The following is a 17,430-nucleotide window of genomic DNA, read 5'->3' on the forward strand; positions in this document are numbered from 1 at the left end:
TTTACATGGTAAATAAACATATTATTCTTGTTGGTTGTGGCAATATGGGTCTTGCCTTATTAAAAGGTTGGCTAGCTGGTGGAATTTCCCCAAGCTTAATTACGGTCATTTCACCAAATAATTGGCATAGTTTACAAAAAATGTTTGATATAAACGCATTACCTGAAATTAAAGATAGCGCTATTAATCAAAATCTGGATTATACAATTGTTTTTGCTATCAAACCTCAAATTGCTGAACAAATTATACCTTTATATAAATTTTTGACCCAAAACAAAAACAACTTATTTATTTCTATTATCACAGGCAAAACCCTCTCTTTTTTTACTACACATCTAACAAAAGAGTGTAAAGTTGTACGTGCAATGCCTAATTTAGCAGCCATTGTCTCAGCTAGCACTACTGTTTTGCACGGTAATAACAATCTAAGTGACTTACACAAACACAATAGTAGTTATTTGTTTAATATGATAGGGAAAACATGGTGGATTGATAACGAGTATCAATTAGATACCATTACAGCTCTATCCGGCAGTGGAATTGCATATTTTTTTTCTATGGTCAATTATTTAGCAGAAGCTGCCTGTAGCATAGGTCTAGATGCTAAACTATCTAATGAACTTGCTATTAACACTATTAATAGTAGTGCACAATTACTTGTGCAAGGAACTAATTCTCCTAGCACTCTTATTAATCAAGTATGCAGCCCTGGAGGCACAACAGAAGCAGCCCTGGAAACATTAAATCCAGGACTTAAAGAGCTTATATATAAAACCTTATATGCTGCAACTAATAGATCAAGACAATTATCAGAATGAATTTAAATTTTCTACCAAAACCTAAAGCTATTTTATTTGATTGGGATAATACTTTAGCTGATACTTGGGTATTATTAAAACAAGCCAGTGAGCAAATGATGGCCCAAATGAACATTCTACCAACTCCTGAAATTACAAACAAATTATATACTCATAAATCTATGAGAGAAGTATTGCCTGAAATTTTTGGTAACCGTTGGCAAGAGGCAGCACAGATTTATCAAACTACATATCGTAAATTACGAGAAAATAATTTATTTTTATTACCTCTCGCCAAAGAAGTACTTTTATTTTTACGACAAAACCCTTATATTCATATAGGAGTGGTGAGTAATAAAATCGGCACTTCTTTACGCGAAGAAGTATCTTTGTTGCAATTAGATACTTTTTTTACTAAATTAATTGGCTCACAGGATACTACTCACGATAAACCATCAGTGATGCCAGTTTTAGCTGCTCTAGAAGGAAGTAATATTGAAATAGGTCAAGAAGTGTGGCTTATAGGTGACAGTGTTATAGATATAGAATGTGCGCATAACGCAAACTGCACTCCTATATTATATGGAAATACCTCAAAATCTAGCGTCGACTATAAGCCTTCTCTCCACGTTCAAAACCACCAAGAATTTTTAGATATATTACATTACATATTACGTTAGGATTCAATAAAAGACCCATTCTAACAAATTAGTATAAAAAGATATTGTTTTTTTTGCAAAAAAGGTTAATATGAGTCTGTAGAACACATTTGATATTGATTGGTTTTATAGAGTGGCAGGTGCTAGTTATGTTTTATTGTAAGCATATAGCAAATATTTACTAACTGTTTCACTTTTGCTTAACAAACTATGGGGGCTTTATGCGTGTACTTTTGGTTGAAGATGATACCTCAACCGCTCAATCTATAGAAGAGGCGTTAAATTTTGAAGGTATTGTATGTACAGTAGCCAGATTTGGTGAAGAAGGTATAGAAATAGGTAAGATTTATGATTATGATTTGATAATCTTAGATTTGAACTTACCTGATATTAATGGATATGAGGTGTTGTTACGCCTTAGAGCTGCTAAAGTAAAGGTACCTATTTTAATTTTATCTGGTAAATCAGAATCTTCTGAAAAAATTAAAGGATTAAGTTCTGGAGCAGACGATTATTTAACTAAACCTTTCAATAGAGGTGAATTAATTGCTCGTATTCAAGCTATAGTACGCCGCTCTAAAGGACATTCTGAATCAATCATTAAATTTGATAAGGTCTCTGTGAATTTAGATACAAGAACTGTTGAAGCGAACGATAAACCTCTACATTTAACAAGTAAAGAATATGCTATATTGGAATTGCTTGCTATGCGTAGAGGCAACGTTTTAACAAAAGAAATGTTTTTAAATCATCTATATGGTGGTATTGATGAACCTGAGTTGAAAATTGTGGACGTATTTATATGTAAATTACGTAAGAAATTGGAAGCAGCTACTGGTACTAATTATATAGACACTGTTTGGGGAAGAGGATATTCTTTAAAAGAATATCCTGATGAAGCTGCAGCACCAGCAGAACCTGATAATGCTTATGAAGCTAGCTAAACTCTTTCTATAGTTTTGTTATACCAAGCTTTATTTATAAATAAAGCTTGGTCTTATGCATATATGGTATTTGATATAAATTATCTTTAGTTTTATACATAAATTATTGTTTTGATTTTAGATAAAAATGTTTAAAATAAGCACAGAAACAGGCTGTAGTAGTATTTGTTTATAACATTTGCAGCATGTTTTAGATTGTCCAACTTGTCCTTATTCACTCTACTTTTTAAATATTTACTTTATTTAAGTAATGTATTTAGTTGTATTTGGGACTAGGCTAAGAATAGAGCAAAACCTATTTTAGTTAACGAAGAGTGACGTATATGCTAATTATAAGCTTAAAATATGTTATCAAAGCTATGTAAGGGATCAGAAAAAGATAGAAGTCCCAAGCTTCAGTTAATAAAGCTGTGTTAGATAGCTGCCTGAGCATAATTAAAACGCTTGAAAAAGAGATTGAAGCTTCTCATACAAATTAATATTTTATTAAACTAGATCGGGTTTTAACCTCTAAATGTGAAATATTAAAGTCTATACCGAGGGATGGGTGATATTGTTTCCTTCGAATTATTGATCTTATTGCCTGAACTTGGTAAGTTAGATCGAAGAAAAATATCCTCTCTAGCTGGACTTGCTCCAAGGGTAAATATATTGATTATAGGAGATGTACCAATGGTAGAGCAGGAATAAAACCAATATTATTTATGGCAGCTATGTCTGCTAGAAATTCCAAATCTGAACTTAAAAATTTTTATGAGAAGTTGATTGCCAAAGGGAAGAAAAAAATGGTAGCTTTGAATGCTTTGATGAGAAAAATTTTAGTGATTGCTAATGCTAAAATCAAAGCATTTTATCTGGATGATTTTGCTTAAACTTTTTTCTATAACATAGGTGATTCAAATGTTTTTTACTATAAAGAGTAAAACCTACGTTTTACTTATACTACCAGACAAAAATTTATCACATTCCTGGCACATCATACATTGCAATTTTTTTATCAGGAGCTTAACATTTTATTAAGACAGCAATAAGCGACATATATGCTAATTTTCTAATTGAAAACATAGTATTATTTTAACTACCTTGCTATATTTTTTAAACTACTACTGACACTCATAATAGAATATTATAAAAATCTTATAACAATTTTTAAGCTTCATTAGATAATATATTATTATACTTTAATCTAATACCTATAACACATATTATAATGGCTCCTATTATAGAACAAATAGGAATTATACTTAATGCATATTCGTATGACTTAATATTACTTATCATAATTGATACATCATTTTGTTCCATAATCATACCTATTACTGTATGAAAGAATGAGCCCCCTAACATGTTTATACTATTTAAGAATGCTATAGTGATACCTAAATTTTTTTGCTCCACTAACTTAGCACTTGCTGAAAAAATAATTACCTGGTAGCAACACATAATTCCTATAATAAAAAACAATAGTATTACGAGCCAGGTATAAGCTATATAATAAGATAATAATAAACAAAATATACCCCCCATGCCGAGCCCACATAAAGCAATAATAGTATAACTGCCTAATTTTTTATTCAACAAGGCCAGCAATGGTCCTCCAAATAGCATACCCATAAAAATAAATGACACTATACCAGCTGCACTACTTTTATCTAAATTATATGCTATCATTAAATATTGTACCCCCCATATATCTGCAAATCCTTCTAATACGCCTACCATAAGCAAATTGGCAATAGCTAAACACCAAATAACAGGTGAATATATTATAGTTTTAAGATCAGATATTACAAATTCAGCTTGAAATTTAGAATGATTATTTTTATTTCTTAATGCCATGTATATCATACCAGCAATAAATAGAGATATGATTGATAAAGATAAAGCTATTGAATATTCACCATATATTTCTATTAAAGAGCTAATAGGTCTACCTCCATAAACAGCCCCCATTAACCCAAATGTAAACGAAAAACCAACCATTTTAGCATATTGATCTTTAGGGAACCATTCAGATATAACCTTTGATACCCCAAGAAAACCCACTGATGATCCTACCCCTATTAAAAATCTACTTAAAATCGCTATATAGAAATTATCAGTATATATAAAACAAAACATAGCTAGGCCCACACAAAGCACTCAACGCTGCAATAATATATCTAGCACCAAATTTATCCAATAATATAGCTACAGGAATTTGCATACCTGCATAACCATAATAATAAAAGGCAGCCAATAGTCCAAATTTTTTAGTATCTATAGCAAAACTTTCCATAGTATATTGTAATGTCAAACCAGGCCATAATCTTAGAATAAATTGATATGCAAAAAATAATAAAGGAAAAAGCCACATTAAAAATGGTTTATATTTATATTTAATTGTGGACATACATATATACCCTTTTGATTTTAACACAGAAAACAAACTTAAGAATAAATTATATATTAATCGGCCTCAGCCGATTACAGAAGGCGAATAATATAAATTATGATATAAACCACTATGTAATGGTATTGACATCGATTCTTTATAATTCAAAAAGACGTTAGCGCAGTGTAACATAACTTATAATCGCTATCAATACCCTTCTTAAGATCTTTACAAAAAATATCCTAAAAATGCCTATAAGTATATTTAATATCCCTTCACATTTATTAATAATTCCAGTATAATAAACTTGTCTAGTAAGACTATGACAATAAACGTTGTTTGAAATAAATATTTCGGACCCGGGGGCGGTACCCGGCATCTCCACCAAATATAACTATTTTCAAGATTCTTACTTATGGGGATGAAATAGCTTCGACGGGTATAATAAAGAAACAATTTTTGTCCGGTCTGATCACGCCGTAAAATGATCTAAATAGAAATGCCAATGATAACAAGGCATCTGTAAATTATGCAAACGTAGCAAACGATAATTTTGCTTTTGCTGCAGCAGCATAACTTAACGCGGTTTGGGGGCTACCGGGCAACAGAAATGCCCCTTATATTGTTAATTAACTGTAAGTTTTGTTATATACTCTTGCATTATAGTAATTCGCCATATAAGATATGTAAATTATTATATTGTTTAAACAATATCTCTTGGGATATAAGTGTTCTGTGTTTAATTAATATATAATATTTTTAACTATAGCAAATTGGCTTGCTTTATACGCTAGAGGTCTAAAATTAGATGTACAAATGGTACATATATAATATAAACGGCAATAATGTCACTAAAGTGAGTTAAAAAGCTATATTCTCTATTGAATGGTGATATAAAATGGCGGACATTATCAACTATAGCAGCCTTATCGATGATGCAATGCGTGTCATTGTAAAGAAATCTTTAGAAATTCTGGCTTCTACTCCTGCGAATATGATAGGTGATCATCATTTCTTTATCTCTTTCATTACAACTCATCCTAAAGTTGTGTTATCATCTAAATTACTACAAAAATATCCAAAAGAAATGACTATCGTACTACAATATCAATTTGAAGATTTACACATAGAAGAAGACCATTTCAGCGTAATACTAAGTTTTGAGAATGCCAAAGAACGTATTGTCATACCATTTACTGCTATTACTGCGTTTGCTGATCCAAGCGTAAAATTTGGCTTACAATTTAGGCATGCAGAACCTTCATCCAGCGATGAGATTAGTCATTCTACAGATTTACCTATAAATGGCGATACTAACTATAGCACTAAAGATATAAAAGATATGATTAAAGAATCAGGAGCTACAAATGTCATTACACTTGATAGTTTTAGAAAAAAACCCCACTAACCGGATATAGTAAAAGCATTTGAATTTGCATACGACGTCGATCAATGTTCACCTAGCAATTAGTAAGGTTTTCCTACTCATTCCTTTATAACACTTAAACTATTTTTACTATATATTACCCCACCGTTTATGAACCCAAAACCATTGTTCAGGATATTCAGTAATCCAAGTACTTAATATATTATTTATATTATACATAATATTAAAAATATCCTGAGAATTATTATTACTCACCTTTATTTCTAATGGAGAAAAAATCTTAACTGTAAAATATGCGCCTTTCTTTCTTATAACCTGCGCAGGAATTATAGGACAATTAAATTTTAAAGCAAGTTTTGCAATGGCAGTGGGAGTCATAGCATTATACCCTAATAAAGGTACTTTAATACCATCATTCATTTTTTGATCGACTAACATCGCTATAGCATTACCAGTTTTTAAACTAGCTATAATCTGCTTCGCCATTTTAGCGCCTTTGGTAATAAGTTGTATACCATATTTGTTACGTTCTTTACAAATTACTTGATCTACCCGTTTATTGTTAGCTGCCCTATATATTAACGCTAAATTCATATTATGTTCAATTGGGATACGAGGGGTTATTTCCCAATTTGCCATATGCGCTGAAAAAAAAATACCTGAATTTTGGTTATCTTTGATATAATTCAAATTTTCTATACCCTGAACTTCCACACGTTTACCAAATTCTTCCTTACTTAAATTATAGATATGGGGAAATTCACCAAAAACTCTACCCAAGTTATCCCACATTTTAAAAATTATATCTTTAATTTCCCTATCATCTAAACAAGTAAATGTCATTTTGATGTTATTATATGCAATTTTGCTCACTGGTAAATATACACCAACATTACGCCCTATAAATCCACCTATATTTGAAGCCGTATCTATTGATACACAACGAAATAAAGTAAAAAATATTTTAACTACTAGAAATTCAATAAAATGTTTTATTATACGCATAATTAATCTTGTTATTTGTTGATTATACCATTTCAGGAGGAATTAATATTAAATACCCTTTTAGTATATTAATTTCTATTATTACTTCTTTAGTAAAGGGAAAAAAATTGGTATCATTATTTTCATTATATATTACCTCTATTAGATCACCTGCACCAAAATTATGTATAGATTTTATGATACCCCATTCAAGTTTATTTTGATCGAGAACCCTTAACCCTATTAGCTCTTCGTGCAGATATTCTTCTTCTTGTAAACTTTCTATTTCCTTACGTTCAATAAATAATTTTGTACCTATAAGCTTCTCGGCCTGATTACGTGTATTAACATTACCTACACTTGCTATAATTTTATTATTCGCACCCAAACGAAATTTGAGTGATATTTTGTTACCATAATTATCATAAAATTGTTTAAATGATAAAATATTTTCATATTTAGCTGCAAAATTTTGTATCTTTACTTCACCTTTGATACCATGTGCAGCTATAATATTACCTATATGGGTATATTCTGATCGTTTAGACATAAATTTTTTTATATATTAATATTTTTTGAATAATTTCTCTTTAGCCTATACGAAGGTAATACAATAATTAATTGTTGTCAAAAAATGTTCTATATATCATAATAATTTTGATAATAAACCACCTTGGAGTAATAGCGTGCCTAAAAAAATAATCTATATTATAGGTATTATATTCTTAATAGTTGGAATATTATCATCAATTCCTAAGTTTCTTAACTTAGATAGCTATAAAGATAAAATTGTTCAACAAATTAATAATTATAATCAAGATTTTATTTTTGATGCCACAGGGAAAATACATATATCAATTCTACCCTGGCCAAGTGTTACTCTTAAAAACTGTACAATGAAAGCGAAAACTTCAAACACACTTGAAGAAAATTTCCTTCTACAAAATGTTAACATACAAGGTGATTTTTCGATTTGGCCCCTTTTTACGGGTAAATTATATCTTAAGAAAATTACTTTTATTAATGGTACAATACGTCTTAAACTTGATGGTCGTTTAAAAAACTTACTTTCTTCTGATAATGTTTCTAATAAATATTTAGCCTTACTTCACACTATCTCATTTAAAAACAGCAATATATCTATTCTCAAACTTAACACTCCTTTAATAGTATTAAATAATACTACTGCTACTGTTTCTGTTAACGACAAGAATATATACATCAAAGGCCAACTTTCCCCTCCAAATCTGGAAACTATTAATTTAGATTTTCAACTTAAATATGATAAAGATAATATAGCTAGTATTAAAACTTCACTTATTTCTCCTAATATAGATTTATCTTTGGCTGGTATACTTAATAATGATAAAAATTGGAAAGTTACAGGTAAATCTAACGCTATTATTAAAAATTTAAGTGCTTTCTCAAATACATATTTAATAACTTATTTACCATTTTTAAATTATATACCCTCTTCTGAAGCTCTTACGCTAAGTAGTAACGTATTAATTTCAGAGCAAGAGATTTCTTTCAAAGATTTAAATATAAAATCTAATAGTATTGAGGCTTCTGGTAATATAAGCGATATAATCTCTCACTCTTCAGTGATTGATATTAATTTAACTTTTAGTAAAATCAACTTAGATAGCTTACTTGCACACCCTTCACTTAATCAAACTTCTATCGCTGAACAAAAAGCTTTATACAATTTAACCCAAACTGAATCACTATATAATCCACAACAATCTTTTTCAATACCTAAGAACCTAGATGTATTACTTTACATAGAAGTAAAAGATACAATTTATAATAATTCCCATTTAAATAATGTCAAAATAAATGCAGAATTATCTAACGGTATTATAGAATTATATTCTACCGTTTTAGAATTTAACAAAGATACTAAAATCGAATTAAGTGGGACGATATCTGGAGATGAGATAAGGCCTATATTTTCTGGATCAATTAATGCCCACGGTACTAGTATCAATCCTATTCTTAATTTCTTAGGTTATAAAAATGAACTTATAGAGAAAAACAATAATTATTTTTTATTTTCGACTCAAGTTGTAGCAACACCTAAAGAAATCAATTTATTTGAACTCAATACCACAATAAATGATCTATCTTTAAATGGTAATATTATTTTAAGACTACATGATAAGCTACATATTAATACAAATTTAAACATTAATACCTTAGATTTGGATCAATGGGGTTTAAGTAGTTATTTTATTAATTTCATTAAAGATGCAAAACAACGTAATTATAATTATTTAAGCAGTTTACAATGGCTACGCACTATAAAATTTGAAGCTACCTTTAACTTAAATATTGACAATTTATCTATTAATAAATATCCATTACAACATATAACTGCAAATTTATTACTAGCACCCAGCATATTAAAATTTGAAAACACCTCAATTACATCAGAAGATATAGATATAGGAGGTACGTTTTCTTTAGATATAAGATATCTACGACCCAAAATAGATATTAACTTAAAAGGCGTAAATTATAATGATAATTTTACAAAACAGCTTTTATCGTTTAACACTGAGAAACAAAATACAACTACACCGCAAAATGAAATAACTTCTCATAAATGGTCTAATGACCCTATATACTTGCCTTTTATTTCCACATTTGACGGTAATATTATACTAAATATTGAAAATGCTTCTATTAATAATGTTAGTTTAGAAAAGCTAGATTTTGAAGCAATATTAAGCAATTATATATTATACATAAAAAAAATAAGCGCCTATACTTTTGGCGGACAATTTGCTGCTACAGGCTTATTAAGTACTCAACCTATGATTTTTAATATGTCATATGCATTAAATAATGCATTACTTAAACAATTATTAGAAAAATTATTTAATATAACGTCTATAACTGGCTATATCAGCACTAATGGTAATATTTCTACTCAAGGCAATTCCGTTGCCATGATGATTAATAACTTAAATTCTAACTTTGTGATTGCAGCTAGACAAGCTTCTTTTACAGGTTTAGATATAGATATATTAGTAAATAGTACTAATATTTCTAATTATAATATAGAAGATTTTAATTCTATGCTGCAATCTGCTATGGCTGGTTCTACTACTTTTAATACTATAGATGGTACGTTTAATATTCAAAATGGCTTAATACAAACTACCTCTTTAGAACTTACAACAGACCGTACTAAAGGGGTATTTAGTGGCAATATAGACCTCAATAGCTGGTTATTAAATACTATTACAGAATTTGCTTTTATACCTAAAGCTGGAGCTCAACCTCTTTCCTTTACTGTAAATCTTAGTGGTAGTATAGATAACGTTAATAAAGACATAAAAGCTGATACACTTAAAAACTACCTTATGACTCCCGTGAACAACTAAATATTCTTGGCATGATATATAATCTCTCTATAATAAATTATTAAAGCAATTTAATTTAATTTGCATTACTTATAATAGTTAGTATATAAATATTAAAAAAATAAAGTTACTATAAATAGTAAGGTTTTTTATACCCAGGAGTAAAAATGTTAAAAAAAATACAAAGAGCTTTAATTTCAGTAACCGATAAACAAGATTTAGAATATGTAGTTAAAATTTTATTAGATTATAATATTGACATAATTTCTACAGGCAGTACTGCTCAGTATCTGCAAGACATAGGTATAAAAGTATTACCTATACAAGACTATACAAATTTTCCAGAAATATTGGATGGAAGAGTTAAAACTCTACATCCCAAAATACATGGAGGTATACTTGCTACTGATCATCCAGATCACGTCAATATTCTGAAAGAACATGAAATATTAGATATAGATTTAATTATAGTAAATTTATATCAATTTGAAAAAGCTATAACATCTAATAGTACTATAGAAGAATGTATTAAACATATAGATATAGGAGGACCAACTTTAATTAGAGCGGCAGCCAAAAACATGCTCTACCGTACAGTTATAACAGATTCTAAAGATTATTCAGCTCTTGTTGAAGAATTAAACAATAATAATGGTTCCACCAGTTATGAATTTAGATGTAAGCAAGCACAAAAAGCTTTTACATTAACCGCACATTATGACACTATTATATGCAATTGGCTAGCTAAAATCAATAAAGATTCCTCTTTAAATGATATCATAAATTTCACTGCCACACGTAAACAAGATTTGCGTTATGGCGAAAATTCCCATCAAAAAGCTGGGTTATATTTTTTAAATACTGGACAGGAACATACTTTATTAAATAGCACACAAATACAAGGTAAAGCTCTGAGTTATAATAATTTACTTGATGCTGATGCAGCTGTAAGCTTAATACGTGAGTTTACCTCTCCAACAGCAGTTATTATAAAACATACAAATCCTTGTGGTGCAGCAACTGCTTTTGATATCATTTCTGCTTACAAACTTGCACTAGCGTCTGATATGAGTAGTGCTTTTGGTAGTATAATCGCTCTAAATCGTCCTATTGATTCCTCTTTAGCCACCGAACTTAGCAAACTATTTGTAGAAGTTATTATTGCACCTAGTATTGATAAAAATGCTCATAATATTTTATGTAATAAACAAAATTTAAGAATACTATTAATGCCTATTTCTGGCCATACCCAATCTTCTTACCATCTTAGATCTATAGACGGTGGTATATTAATCCAAGAACAAGACACTCTTTCTACCAACAATAAGAATTTCCAAATCGTAACAACACAGCATCCTACTGAGAAGCAAATTGAAGATTTACTCTTTGCATATCGTGTGTGCAAACATGTTAAATCTAATGCCATTGTTATTGCCTCAAACCAATCTACAATAGGTATTGGAGCAGGACAAATGAGTAGAGTAGATTCAGTAAAAATAGCATTATCAAAAGCTACAGATAACTTGGGTGCTAAAAGCATAGCTAAAGCCGTACTTGCCTCTGATGCTTTTTTCCCTTTTCCTGATAGTATTACCATGGCGGCAAAGGCAGGCATTAAAGCTATAATACAACCTGGAGGATCTATCCGTGATCAAGAAATAATAAAAGCTGCAAACGAATATTCAATTGCTATGATCTTTACAGGCAGCAGACATTTTAAACACTAGATAATTATTAATGGGTGGATTGGTAGGTTATTTATCCTAGATGAATAAGGATAAAGATTCATAGAAACGTCAATCTTCTTTGAAAACAATATCTTTCTGATTTAAAAGATACCATAGATATAGCAAGCTTTTTATTTATTGATAGAAAGATAAGGACTATTTAATTGACTACATCACGTGGATCAAAGTTTAATTCTATTTCTTGCCATACATTATATCTTTCTATTGGTAAATTTTGTAAAGGACTACACTTATGTACTGCCCTAACCGCACTCTCCCCAAATACCTGGAAAGCTGATATATCGCCTTTAGATGGCTTATTTTCTTCTATAATTTTAACGTGCGTTACTGTCCCATCCTGTGCAAGTTTAATATTTAGTACTACAGACATTTTAGCTATATCTTTAATACCTATAGGTATCTCCCAGCATTTGTAAAGTTGACTACGTATAGACGCTTCTTCACTCAAAGATAAGGGTTGTAATTCATCAAATTCTTTATCTGATTTACTATTTTGTCTCTTATCACCAGAATTTTGCTTATTTGCTTTAGCATCCTTGGTTTTTTTATCTGAAGGAACGTCTAAAGTTTTAAGCAAAGAATCTAATTCACTATTTTGAGCTTTCGGCTTAGTTTCAGCTTTTTTATTCACTACCTTATCAATTTTTTTATTATCCTTATTTTGTTCCTTAGGTTTATCCTTAGGTAAGTCTTTTGGTTTATCTTTCTTTGCCTCTTTCAAAGAGTTTTTATTAGGCACCTGGGTCTTAATTATTTCCTTAGGCTCTGGGATAATTTCCTTTTTTGTTATTTTAGTATCATCTTTAGCTTCAGCCTTTTCTTTAATTTCTAGCTTGTTTTGCGTATCATTATTACTAGCCTTTACAATAGTTTTACTTTCTTCTTTCGTAGGCTGCTGTTGGTTTGTTTTATTAGGAACATTAGATATAGCTTTTACAGGCAAAATTTCTACAGAGATTGCAGTTTCATTTGGAAGCTTCTTAGCAAAAGATGGTATTCCAAAATAAATTAATAACAAAATTAATATATGGAAAATAACTGAAGTAATAATACCAAAGTTCATTTTATATTTTATGCTTATTAGAAGTAGTGGGTTTAATTGCTGTAATTAAAGCTACTTTATTAAAACCTGCTAAATTAATTGTTCCTACTACATGCATTACTTTGCCATAATCCACATTTTTATCACCTCTGATAAAAATTCTAGTATCATATTTTGCTTTAGTAATTGCTTTTAACTTAGCTTCTAACTCATTTATAGCAATCTTATTACCTTGTATATAAGCATTACCTGATGTATCTATATCTATCGAAATAGGCTCATCTTGTCCTGATATAGGGGCAGAGTTTGTTTCCGGTAAATCAACTTTAATCCCAGCCACAAGCATAGGAGAAGTAACCATAAAAATAATTAATAACACTAACATTACATCAACTAAAGGGGTAATATTAATCTCTGCCGTAAGCTGATGCCTTCTTCTTTTATTAGTAATATTATTTAGGCTAGCACCCATTACTTTGCTTCCTGATCAAATTCGCGTGACAATATTAAGGATAGTTCAGATGAAAAATCCAACATTTTATTATAAAATAAATTAGTTTTATTAGATAATACATTATAAAATAATAAAGCAGGTATAGCTGCAAATAACCCTATAGCAGTAGCCAATAAAGCTTCTGCAATACCAGGTGCCACCACTGCAAGAGTAGTATTCTTGGAAGCAGCAATAGATTGAAAACTATGCATAATACCCCATACAGTCCCAAATAGGCCAAGGAAAGGAGCACTAGAACCTATAATAGCTAAAATATTTAATCCTTGCTCTATCTTCTCCATCTCTCTATCACAAATCAAATCCATGATTTTTGTAATCCTCTCTTTAATAGAGTGCGCTACAACAATACCTTTAATAGGCCTATTCCACTCAAGCATTACAGCAATAAATATATTTGCCAGTGGATGATCACTACGGTTCTTTAATCTTATATATAGATTCTCTAATAATTGCCCTGACCAAAACAATTTTTCAAATTTCACCGTTTTATTTTTCAGGGTAAAAAACATTGATAATTTATTAAAAATAATAGACCATGACCATAATGAGGATAAACACAAAAGCAAAATTACCAACTTTACTACCATATCTGCATTATTAATCAACCCAAATATGGAAACATCGGTAGCCGAAATATTACCTGCAATTTCAGTGGTTTTTATTATTGTTTCATTCATATGTTCTGAACCTATCTATCATCGTCTAACTTTTAGTATTTTAATACAGAAACTTTTATTAATTATAGTTGATTTATAGCATATTAATTTAAATTAAAAAACTATAATGTAAAATCTTCGCCCAAATATACATTACGTACATTTTCATTTGCAAGTATATCTTCTACATTACCACTCATTAATATTATACCTTCATGTATAATATAGACTCTATCTACTATCTCCAAAGTTTCCCTTACATTATGGTCTGTTATCAATACACCTATATTTCTATCTTTTAAATGCATAATTAATTCTTTAATATCGTTAACAGCTATAGGATCAATACCTGCTAAAGGCTCGTCCAATAAAATAAATTTAGGATTAGTGGCAAGAGCACGTGCAATTTCAACTCTACGACGCTCTCCACCTGATAATGCAATAGCAGGGCTACGCCTTAAATGCTCAATAGAAAATTCCGATAAAAGATTATTTAATCTTATATGTCTTTTTTCGGTATCAGATTCAGATATTTCTAGTATAGATAAAATATTATCTTCTACACTTAATCCACGAAAAATTGAAGATTCTTGCGGCAAATAACTTATACCTAAACGTGCACGTCTATACATTGGTAATGTGGTAATATCTTTCTTATTTAGCATAATATTACCACTATCAGGCTTAATTAAACCGCTCATCATATAAAAACACGTGGTTTTACCAGCACCATTGGGACCCAACAATCCAACTGCTTCTCCTTGATTAAGGCTAATACTAATATCTTTTATTACTGTTCTATTGCCGTATTTTTTACCTATATTATACGCAATAAAGCCATCTTGCATACTACTAAAGTTACGCATAAATTTTACTGTTTTTTAGGGATTAATATAGCTTTCACTCGTCCTTTATCATCCTTACTGTCTGTATTTGTACTATATATCTTGCTATACCCAGTTTGAATATTATATACCAATTTATTACCTTTTAATACATTATCATCTTTAGTCAGTATAACTGATCCATATAATTCTAGCGTTTCTTTAATAGCATTATATTCTCCAGTATCACCTCGTGCTTTTTGATTATTATCAATTATAGTTACATTACCAATAGCTGATATTTTAGAAATCACCCACTTATTATCTTTTGTATTTATATAGTAAGCAATCATTTTATCAGCTGCCAAATTTAAATCCCCTTGTATTGCTTTTACATTACCTACAAATGTTGCAAGCTTTTTTTCCTGATCAAGCACCAATGTATCAGATAATATTTCAATAGCTTCATTACTCTTCATTTCCGCTGCAGTTGCTACATTCAATAAAATAAGTATTAATAATAAACCGAATTTCATTCTAGGAGTTATTATATATAATAGTTTTAACTGGTCCATCAAATATAACCTTTTTTTCTTTTTGCAATAAAGTAAAACCTTTAGATAATATGGAAATTTTTTGACTAGTCACTTTAGTATCATGATTACTGGTAATAGTATATTGATTAACATCTATAGTTGCTAATTCTGATGATATATTAGTACCCTCATAAGACAAATTTACTGATCCTGATAACAATAATATTTTAGAATCTTGTAACCATTTACCACTCTTTGAGCATACATTAAGTATAGTATTATTTTTTGTCGTAAACTCTCCATTTATTTTTGTAAGTAATATAGTATTTACATCTTGTTCTTCTGCTTGTCCAGCGTGGACCGAATATATTTCTTTATCAGCATTCACACCATAAAACCTAGGTTTATGCATTAATTTTGACATATTATCACTATTATGTTGTTTTGCAGTTAAGTCTATTTTAACGTGTTTTACAGGAGACCCATAAACAGACAAAATAACTGTTAAGAAAGCAAATGACACCGCACAAAATACACATAAAATCTTGCTAATCATTACAAAATAAGAATAGTTTAATCCCCGCATAACTCTCATTTAACCCCTACATTTAAACAATCATGGATGTGAATTACACCTATTGGTTGCTTTAATTTATCCACCACAAATAATACTGTGATAGATTTTTCGTTCATACATTTTAATGCTTCTACTACTAAACTATTGGTATCTATGGTAATTAAATGAGTAGTCATGACATCTTTCACACTTAAATTCAATAAGTCTTGAGACATATGTCTTCTTAAATCGCCATCAGTAATAATACCTATTAATTCATCCTTGTTATTAACTACCCCTACACATCCTAAGCGCTTTTCAGTTATCACAATTAACGCCTTAGACATTATGCTATCAGAAGTAATTAGCGGTATATCCTTACCTTTATACATAATATCTTTAACTTTAATAAATGATGCACCCAGTTTACCTCCAGGATGAAAAACTTGAAAGTCTTCCCGCTTAAAACCTCTTTTTTCAAGCAACACTATTGCTAATGCATCTCCTAGTGCAAGCATCATAGTAGTAGAAGTAGTAGGAGCTTCAATAAAAGAAGCTTCAGGTTTATCTGGTAATATCAGAGCAATATCAGATGCCTCTGCTAAACTTGATTCTTGTTTACTGACAATAGCTATTAAGGCTATATTAAATCTCTTAGCATAATATACTAATGGTTTTAATTCAGTAGTTTCACCTGAGTTTGAAAATAAAATTAAAACATCTTTAGGAGTAATCATACCTAAATCACCATGACTAGCTTCTGCAGGATGTACAAACATTGCAGGTGTGCCCGTTGATGCAAAAGTAGCAGCAATTTTACGTGCTATATGACCACTTTTACCCATACCACTAAATATAATCCTACCTTGTACTGTATAGATCATATTTACTGCTGCTATAAATTCTGCGTTTAAGGTTAATTGGGATAAGGCTTGCAATCCATTTATCTCATCAGCTATAACTTTACGAGCGATTTCTAGATCCTTACTTGACTCACTAGAGAGGTTATTATAATGTAATTTCAACTTTTCTACCATA

Annotated in this window: 17 protein-coding genes, 1 other RNA gene and 1 pseudogene; 9 read left to right on the top strand and 10 right to left on the bottom strand. The window is 30.0% G+C overall.

The features are described 5' to 3' along the window. Nucleotides 1–5 precede the first annotated feature (5 nt). The 5 genes from proC to NOVO_03795 all read left to right on the top strand — a co-directional run bounded on the left by proC (nucleotide 6) and on the right by NOVO_03795 (nucleotide 3,272). Nucleotides 6–818: a Pyrroline-5-carboxylate reductase gene (gene proC / locus NOVO_03775; protein AIL65141.1), complete on the top strand. Its 813-nt coding sequence runs from the start codon at nucleotides 6–8 to the stop codon at nucleotides 816–818. Then, on the top strand, nucleotides 815–1,477 hold the full coding sequence (locus NOVO_03780) for a phosphoglycolate phosphatase (protein AIL65142.1): 663 nt from the start codon (nucleotides 815–817) through the stop codon (nucleotides 1,475–1,477). Before proC ends, NOVO_03780 begins: the two co-directional genes overlap by 4 nt. Before the next feature lie 200 nt (nucleotides 1,478–1,677). Next, nucleotides 1,678–2,400: a Cell cycle response regulator CtrA gene (ctrA, locus tag NOVO_03785; protein ID AIL65143.1), complete on the top strand. Its 723-nt coding sequence runs from the start codon at nucleotides 1,678–1,680 to the stop codon at nucleotides 2,398–2,400. Between the two features lie 543 nt (nucleotides 2,401–2,943). After that, the gene (locus tag NOVO_03790) at nucleotides 2,944–3,090 is read left to right on the top strand and encodes a hypothetical protein (GenBank protein AIL65144.1); all 147 of its coding nucleotides are present in this window, start codon (nucleotides 2,944–2,946) and stop codon (nucleotides 3,088–3,090) included. A gap of 14 nt (nucleotides 3,091–3,104) precedes the next feature. Further along, nucleotides 3,105–3,272: a hypothetical protein gene (locus tag NOVO_03795; protein AIL65145.1), complete on the top strand. Its 168-nt coding sequence runs from the start codon at nucleotides 3,105–3,107 to the stop codon at nucleotides 3,270–3,272. A 277-nt stretch (nucleotides 3,273–3,549) separates the two neighbouring features. Here the strand turns inward: NOVO_03795 and NOVO_03805 are convergent. Further along, a pseudogene (locus NOVO_03805) lies at nucleotides 3,550–4,792 on the bottom strand (MFS transporter; disrupted). Between the two features lie 275 nt (nucleotides 4,793–5,067). Here NOVO_03805 and ssrA point away from each other — a divergent pair. After that, nucleotides 5,068–5,441, top strand: a transfer-messenger RNA (tmRNA) gene (gene ssrA / locus NOVO_03807). A gap of 231 nt (nucleotides 5,442–5,672) precedes the next feature. Further along, nucleotides 5,673–6,182: a Stringent starvation protein B gene (locus NOVO_03810; protein ID AIL65146.1), complete on the top strand. Its 510-nt coding sequence runs from the start codon at nucleotides 5,673–5,675 to the stop codon at nucleotides 6,180–6,182. A 108-nt stretch (nucleotides 6,183–6,290) separates the two neighbouring features. Here the strand turns inward: NOVO_03810 and NOVO_03815 are convergent, their stop codons facing one another. Together NOVO_03815 and rimM are read right to left on the bottom strand one after the other, a co-directional pair. Then, nucleotides 6,291–7,166 carry a lipid A biosynthesis lauroyl acyltransferase gene (locus tag NOVO_03815; protein AIL65147.1) on the bottom strand — a complete coding sequence of 292 codons (876 nt, stop codon included), beginning with the start codon at nucleotides 7,164–7,166 and terminating at the stop codon, nucleotides 6,291–6,293. Nucleotides 7,167–7,188: 22 nt separating this feature from the next. Then, on the bottom strand, nucleotides 7,189–7,695 hold the full coding sequence (gene rimM, locus NOVO_03820; protein AIL65148.1) for a Ribosome maturation factor rimM: 507 nt from the start codon (nucleotides 7,693–7,695) through the stop codon (nucleotides 7,189–7,191). A 136-nt stretch (nucleotides 7,696–7,831) separates the two neighbouring features. Between rimM and NOVO_03825 the strand changes: the two genes are divergently transcribed. Further along, nucleotides 7,832–10,537 carry a putative assembly protein gene (locus NOVO_03825; protein ID AIL65149.1) on the top strand — a complete coding sequence of 902 codons (2,706 nt, stop codon included), beginning with the start codon at nucleotides 7,832–7,834 and terminating at the stop codon, nucleotides 10,535–10,537. 146 nt (nucleotides 10,538–10,683) lie between these two features. Beyond that, on the top strand, nucleotides 10,684–12,243 hold the full coding sequence (gene purH, locus NOVO_03830; GenBank protein AIL65150.1) for a Bifunctional purine biosynthesis protein PurH: 1,560 nt from the start codon (nucleotides 10,684–10,686) through the stop codon (nucleotides 12,241–12,243). 160 nt (nucleotides 12,244–12,403) lie between these two features. On the opposite strand, the gene NOVO_03835 is transcribed toward purH, so the two are convergent. The 7 genes from NOVO_03835 to kdsD all read right to left on the bottom strand — a co-directional run bounded on the left by NOVO_03835 (nucleotide 12,404) and on the right by kdsD (nucleotide 17,429). Continuing rightward, complete coding sequence (locus NOVO_03835; protein AIL65151.1) at nucleotides 12,404–13,327, bottom strand: Periplasmic protein TonB; 924 nt, start codon at nucleotides 13,325–13,327, stop codon at nucleotides 12,404–12,406. 1 nt (nucleotide 13,328) lies between these two features. Further along, nucleotides 13,329–13,778 (bottom strand): Biopolymer transport protein exbD, encoded by a 450-nt coding sequence (exbD, locus tag NOVO_03840; GenBank protein ID AIL65152.1) that lies wholly within the window; start codon nucleotides 13,776–13,778, stop codon nucleotides 13,329–13,331. Beyond that, nucleotides 13,778–14,497, bottom strand: coding sequence for a Biopolymer transport protein exbB (gene exbB / locus NOVO_03845; GenBank protein AIL65153.1), 720 nt, complete (start codon nucleotides 14,495–14,497; stop codon nucleotides 13,778–13,780). The genes exbD and exbB overlap by 1 nt, the downstream gene beginning before the upstream one ends. A 101-nt stretch (nucleotides 14,498–14,598) precedes the next feature. After that, nucleotides 14,599–15,342 carry a Lipopolysaccharide export system ATP-binding protein LptB gene (gene lptB, locus NOVO_03850; GenBank protein AIL65154.1) on the bottom strand — a complete coding sequence of 248 codons (744 nt, stop codon included), beginning with the start codon at nucleotides 15,340–15,342 and terminating at the stop codon, nucleotides 14,599–14,601. A 5-nt stretch (nucleotides 15,343–15,347) separates the two neighbouring features. Then, nucleotides 15,348–15,875 carry a lipopolysaccharide transport periplasmic protein LptA gene (locus NOVO_03855; protein ID AIL65155.1) on the bottom strand — a complete coding sequence of 176 codons (528 nt, stop codon included), beginning with the start codon at nucleotides 15,873–15,875 and terminating at the stop codon, nucleotides 15,348–15,350. Then, complete coding sequence (locus NOVO_03860) at nucleotides 15,838–16,431, bottom strand: hypothetical protein (GenBank protein ID AIL65156.1); 594 nt, start codon at nucleotides 16,429–16,431, stop codon at nucleotides 15,838–15,840. Before NOVO_03860 ends, NOVO_03855 begins: the two co-directional genes overlap by 38 nt. Continuing rightward, complete coding sequence (kdsD, locus tag NOVO_03865; GenBank protein AIL65157.1) at nucleotides 16,428–17,429, bottom strand: Arabinose 5-phosphate isomerase KdsD; 1,002 nt, start codon at nucleotides 17,427–17,429, stop codon at nucleotides 16,428–16,430. Before kdsD ends, NOVO_03860 begins: the two co-directional genes overlap by 4 nt. Nucleotide 17,430: the final 1 nt, after the last annotated feature.

The sequence above is a fragment of the Rickettsiales bacterium Ac37b genome (assembly GCA_000746585.2).
In the GTDB taxonomy this organism is placed as follows: domain Bacteria; phylum Pseudomonadota; class Alphaproteobacteria; order Rickettsiales; family Arcanibacteraceae; genus Ac37b.

Excerpts from the sequence above, each read along its gene's own strand:
- rimM (AIL65148.1), bottom strand. The coding sequence starts at position 7,695 with ATGTCTAAACGATCAGAATATACCCATATAGGTAATATTATAGCTGCA.
- exbB (AIL65153.1), bottom strand. The coding sequence starts at position 14,497 with ATGAATGAAACAATAATAAAAACCACTGAAATTGCAGGTAATATTTCG.
- NOVO_03780 (AIL65142.1), top strand. The coding sequence starts at position 815 with ATGAATTTAAATTTTCTACCAAAACCTAAAGCTATTTTATTTGATTGG.
- ctrA (AIL65143.1), top strand. The coding sequence starts at position 1,678 with ATGCGTGTACTTTTGGTTGAAGATGATACCTCAACCGCTCAATCTATA.
- NOVO_03810 (AIL65146.1), top strand. The coding sequence starts at position 5,673 with ATGGCGGACATTATCAACTATAGCAGCCTTATCGATGATGCAATGCGT.
- NOVO_03790 (AIL65144.1), top strand. The coding sequence starts at position 2,944 with ATGGGTGATATTGTTTCCTTCGAATTATTGATCTTATTGCCTGAACTT.
- lptB (AIL65154.1), bottom strand. The coding sequence starts at position 15,342 with ATGCGTAACTTTAGTAGTATGCAAGATGGCTTTATTGCGTATAATATA.
- exbD (AIL65152.1), bottom strand. The coding sequence starts at position 13,778 with ATGGGTGCTAGCCTAAATAATATTACTAATAAAAGAAGAAGGCATCAG.
- NOVO_03835 (AIL65151.1), bottom strand. The coding sequence starts at position 13,327 with ATGAACTTTGGTATTATTACTTCAGTTATTTTCCATATATTAATTTTG.
- purH (AIL65150.1), top strand. The coding sequence starts at position 10,684 with ATGTTAAAAAAAATACAAAGAGCTTTAATTTCAGTAACCGATAAACAA.
- NOVO_03855 (AIL65155.1), bottom strand. The coding sequence starts at position 15,875 with ATGGACCAGTTAAAACTATTATATATAATAACTCCTAGAATGAAATTC.
- NOVO_03815 (AIL65147.1), bottom strand. The coding sequence starts at position 7,166 with ATGCGTATAATAAAACATTTTATTGAATTTCTAGTAGTTAAAATATTT.
- NOVO_03795 (AIL65145.1), top strand. The coding sequence starts at position 3,105 with ATGGCAGCTATGTCTGCTAGAAATTCCAAATCTGAACTTAAAAATTTT.
- kdsD (AIL65157.1), bottom strand. The coding sequence starts at position 17,429 with ATGGTAGAAAAGTTGAAATTACATTATAATAACCTCTCTAGTGAGTCA.
- proC (AIL65141.1), top strand. The coding sequence starts at position 6 with ATGGTAAATAAACATATTATTCTTGTTGGTTGTGGCAATATGGGTCTT.
- NOVO_03860 (AIL65156.1), bottom strand. The coding sequence starts at position 16,431 with ATGAGAGTTATGCGGGGATTAAACTATTCTTATTTTGTAATGATTAGC.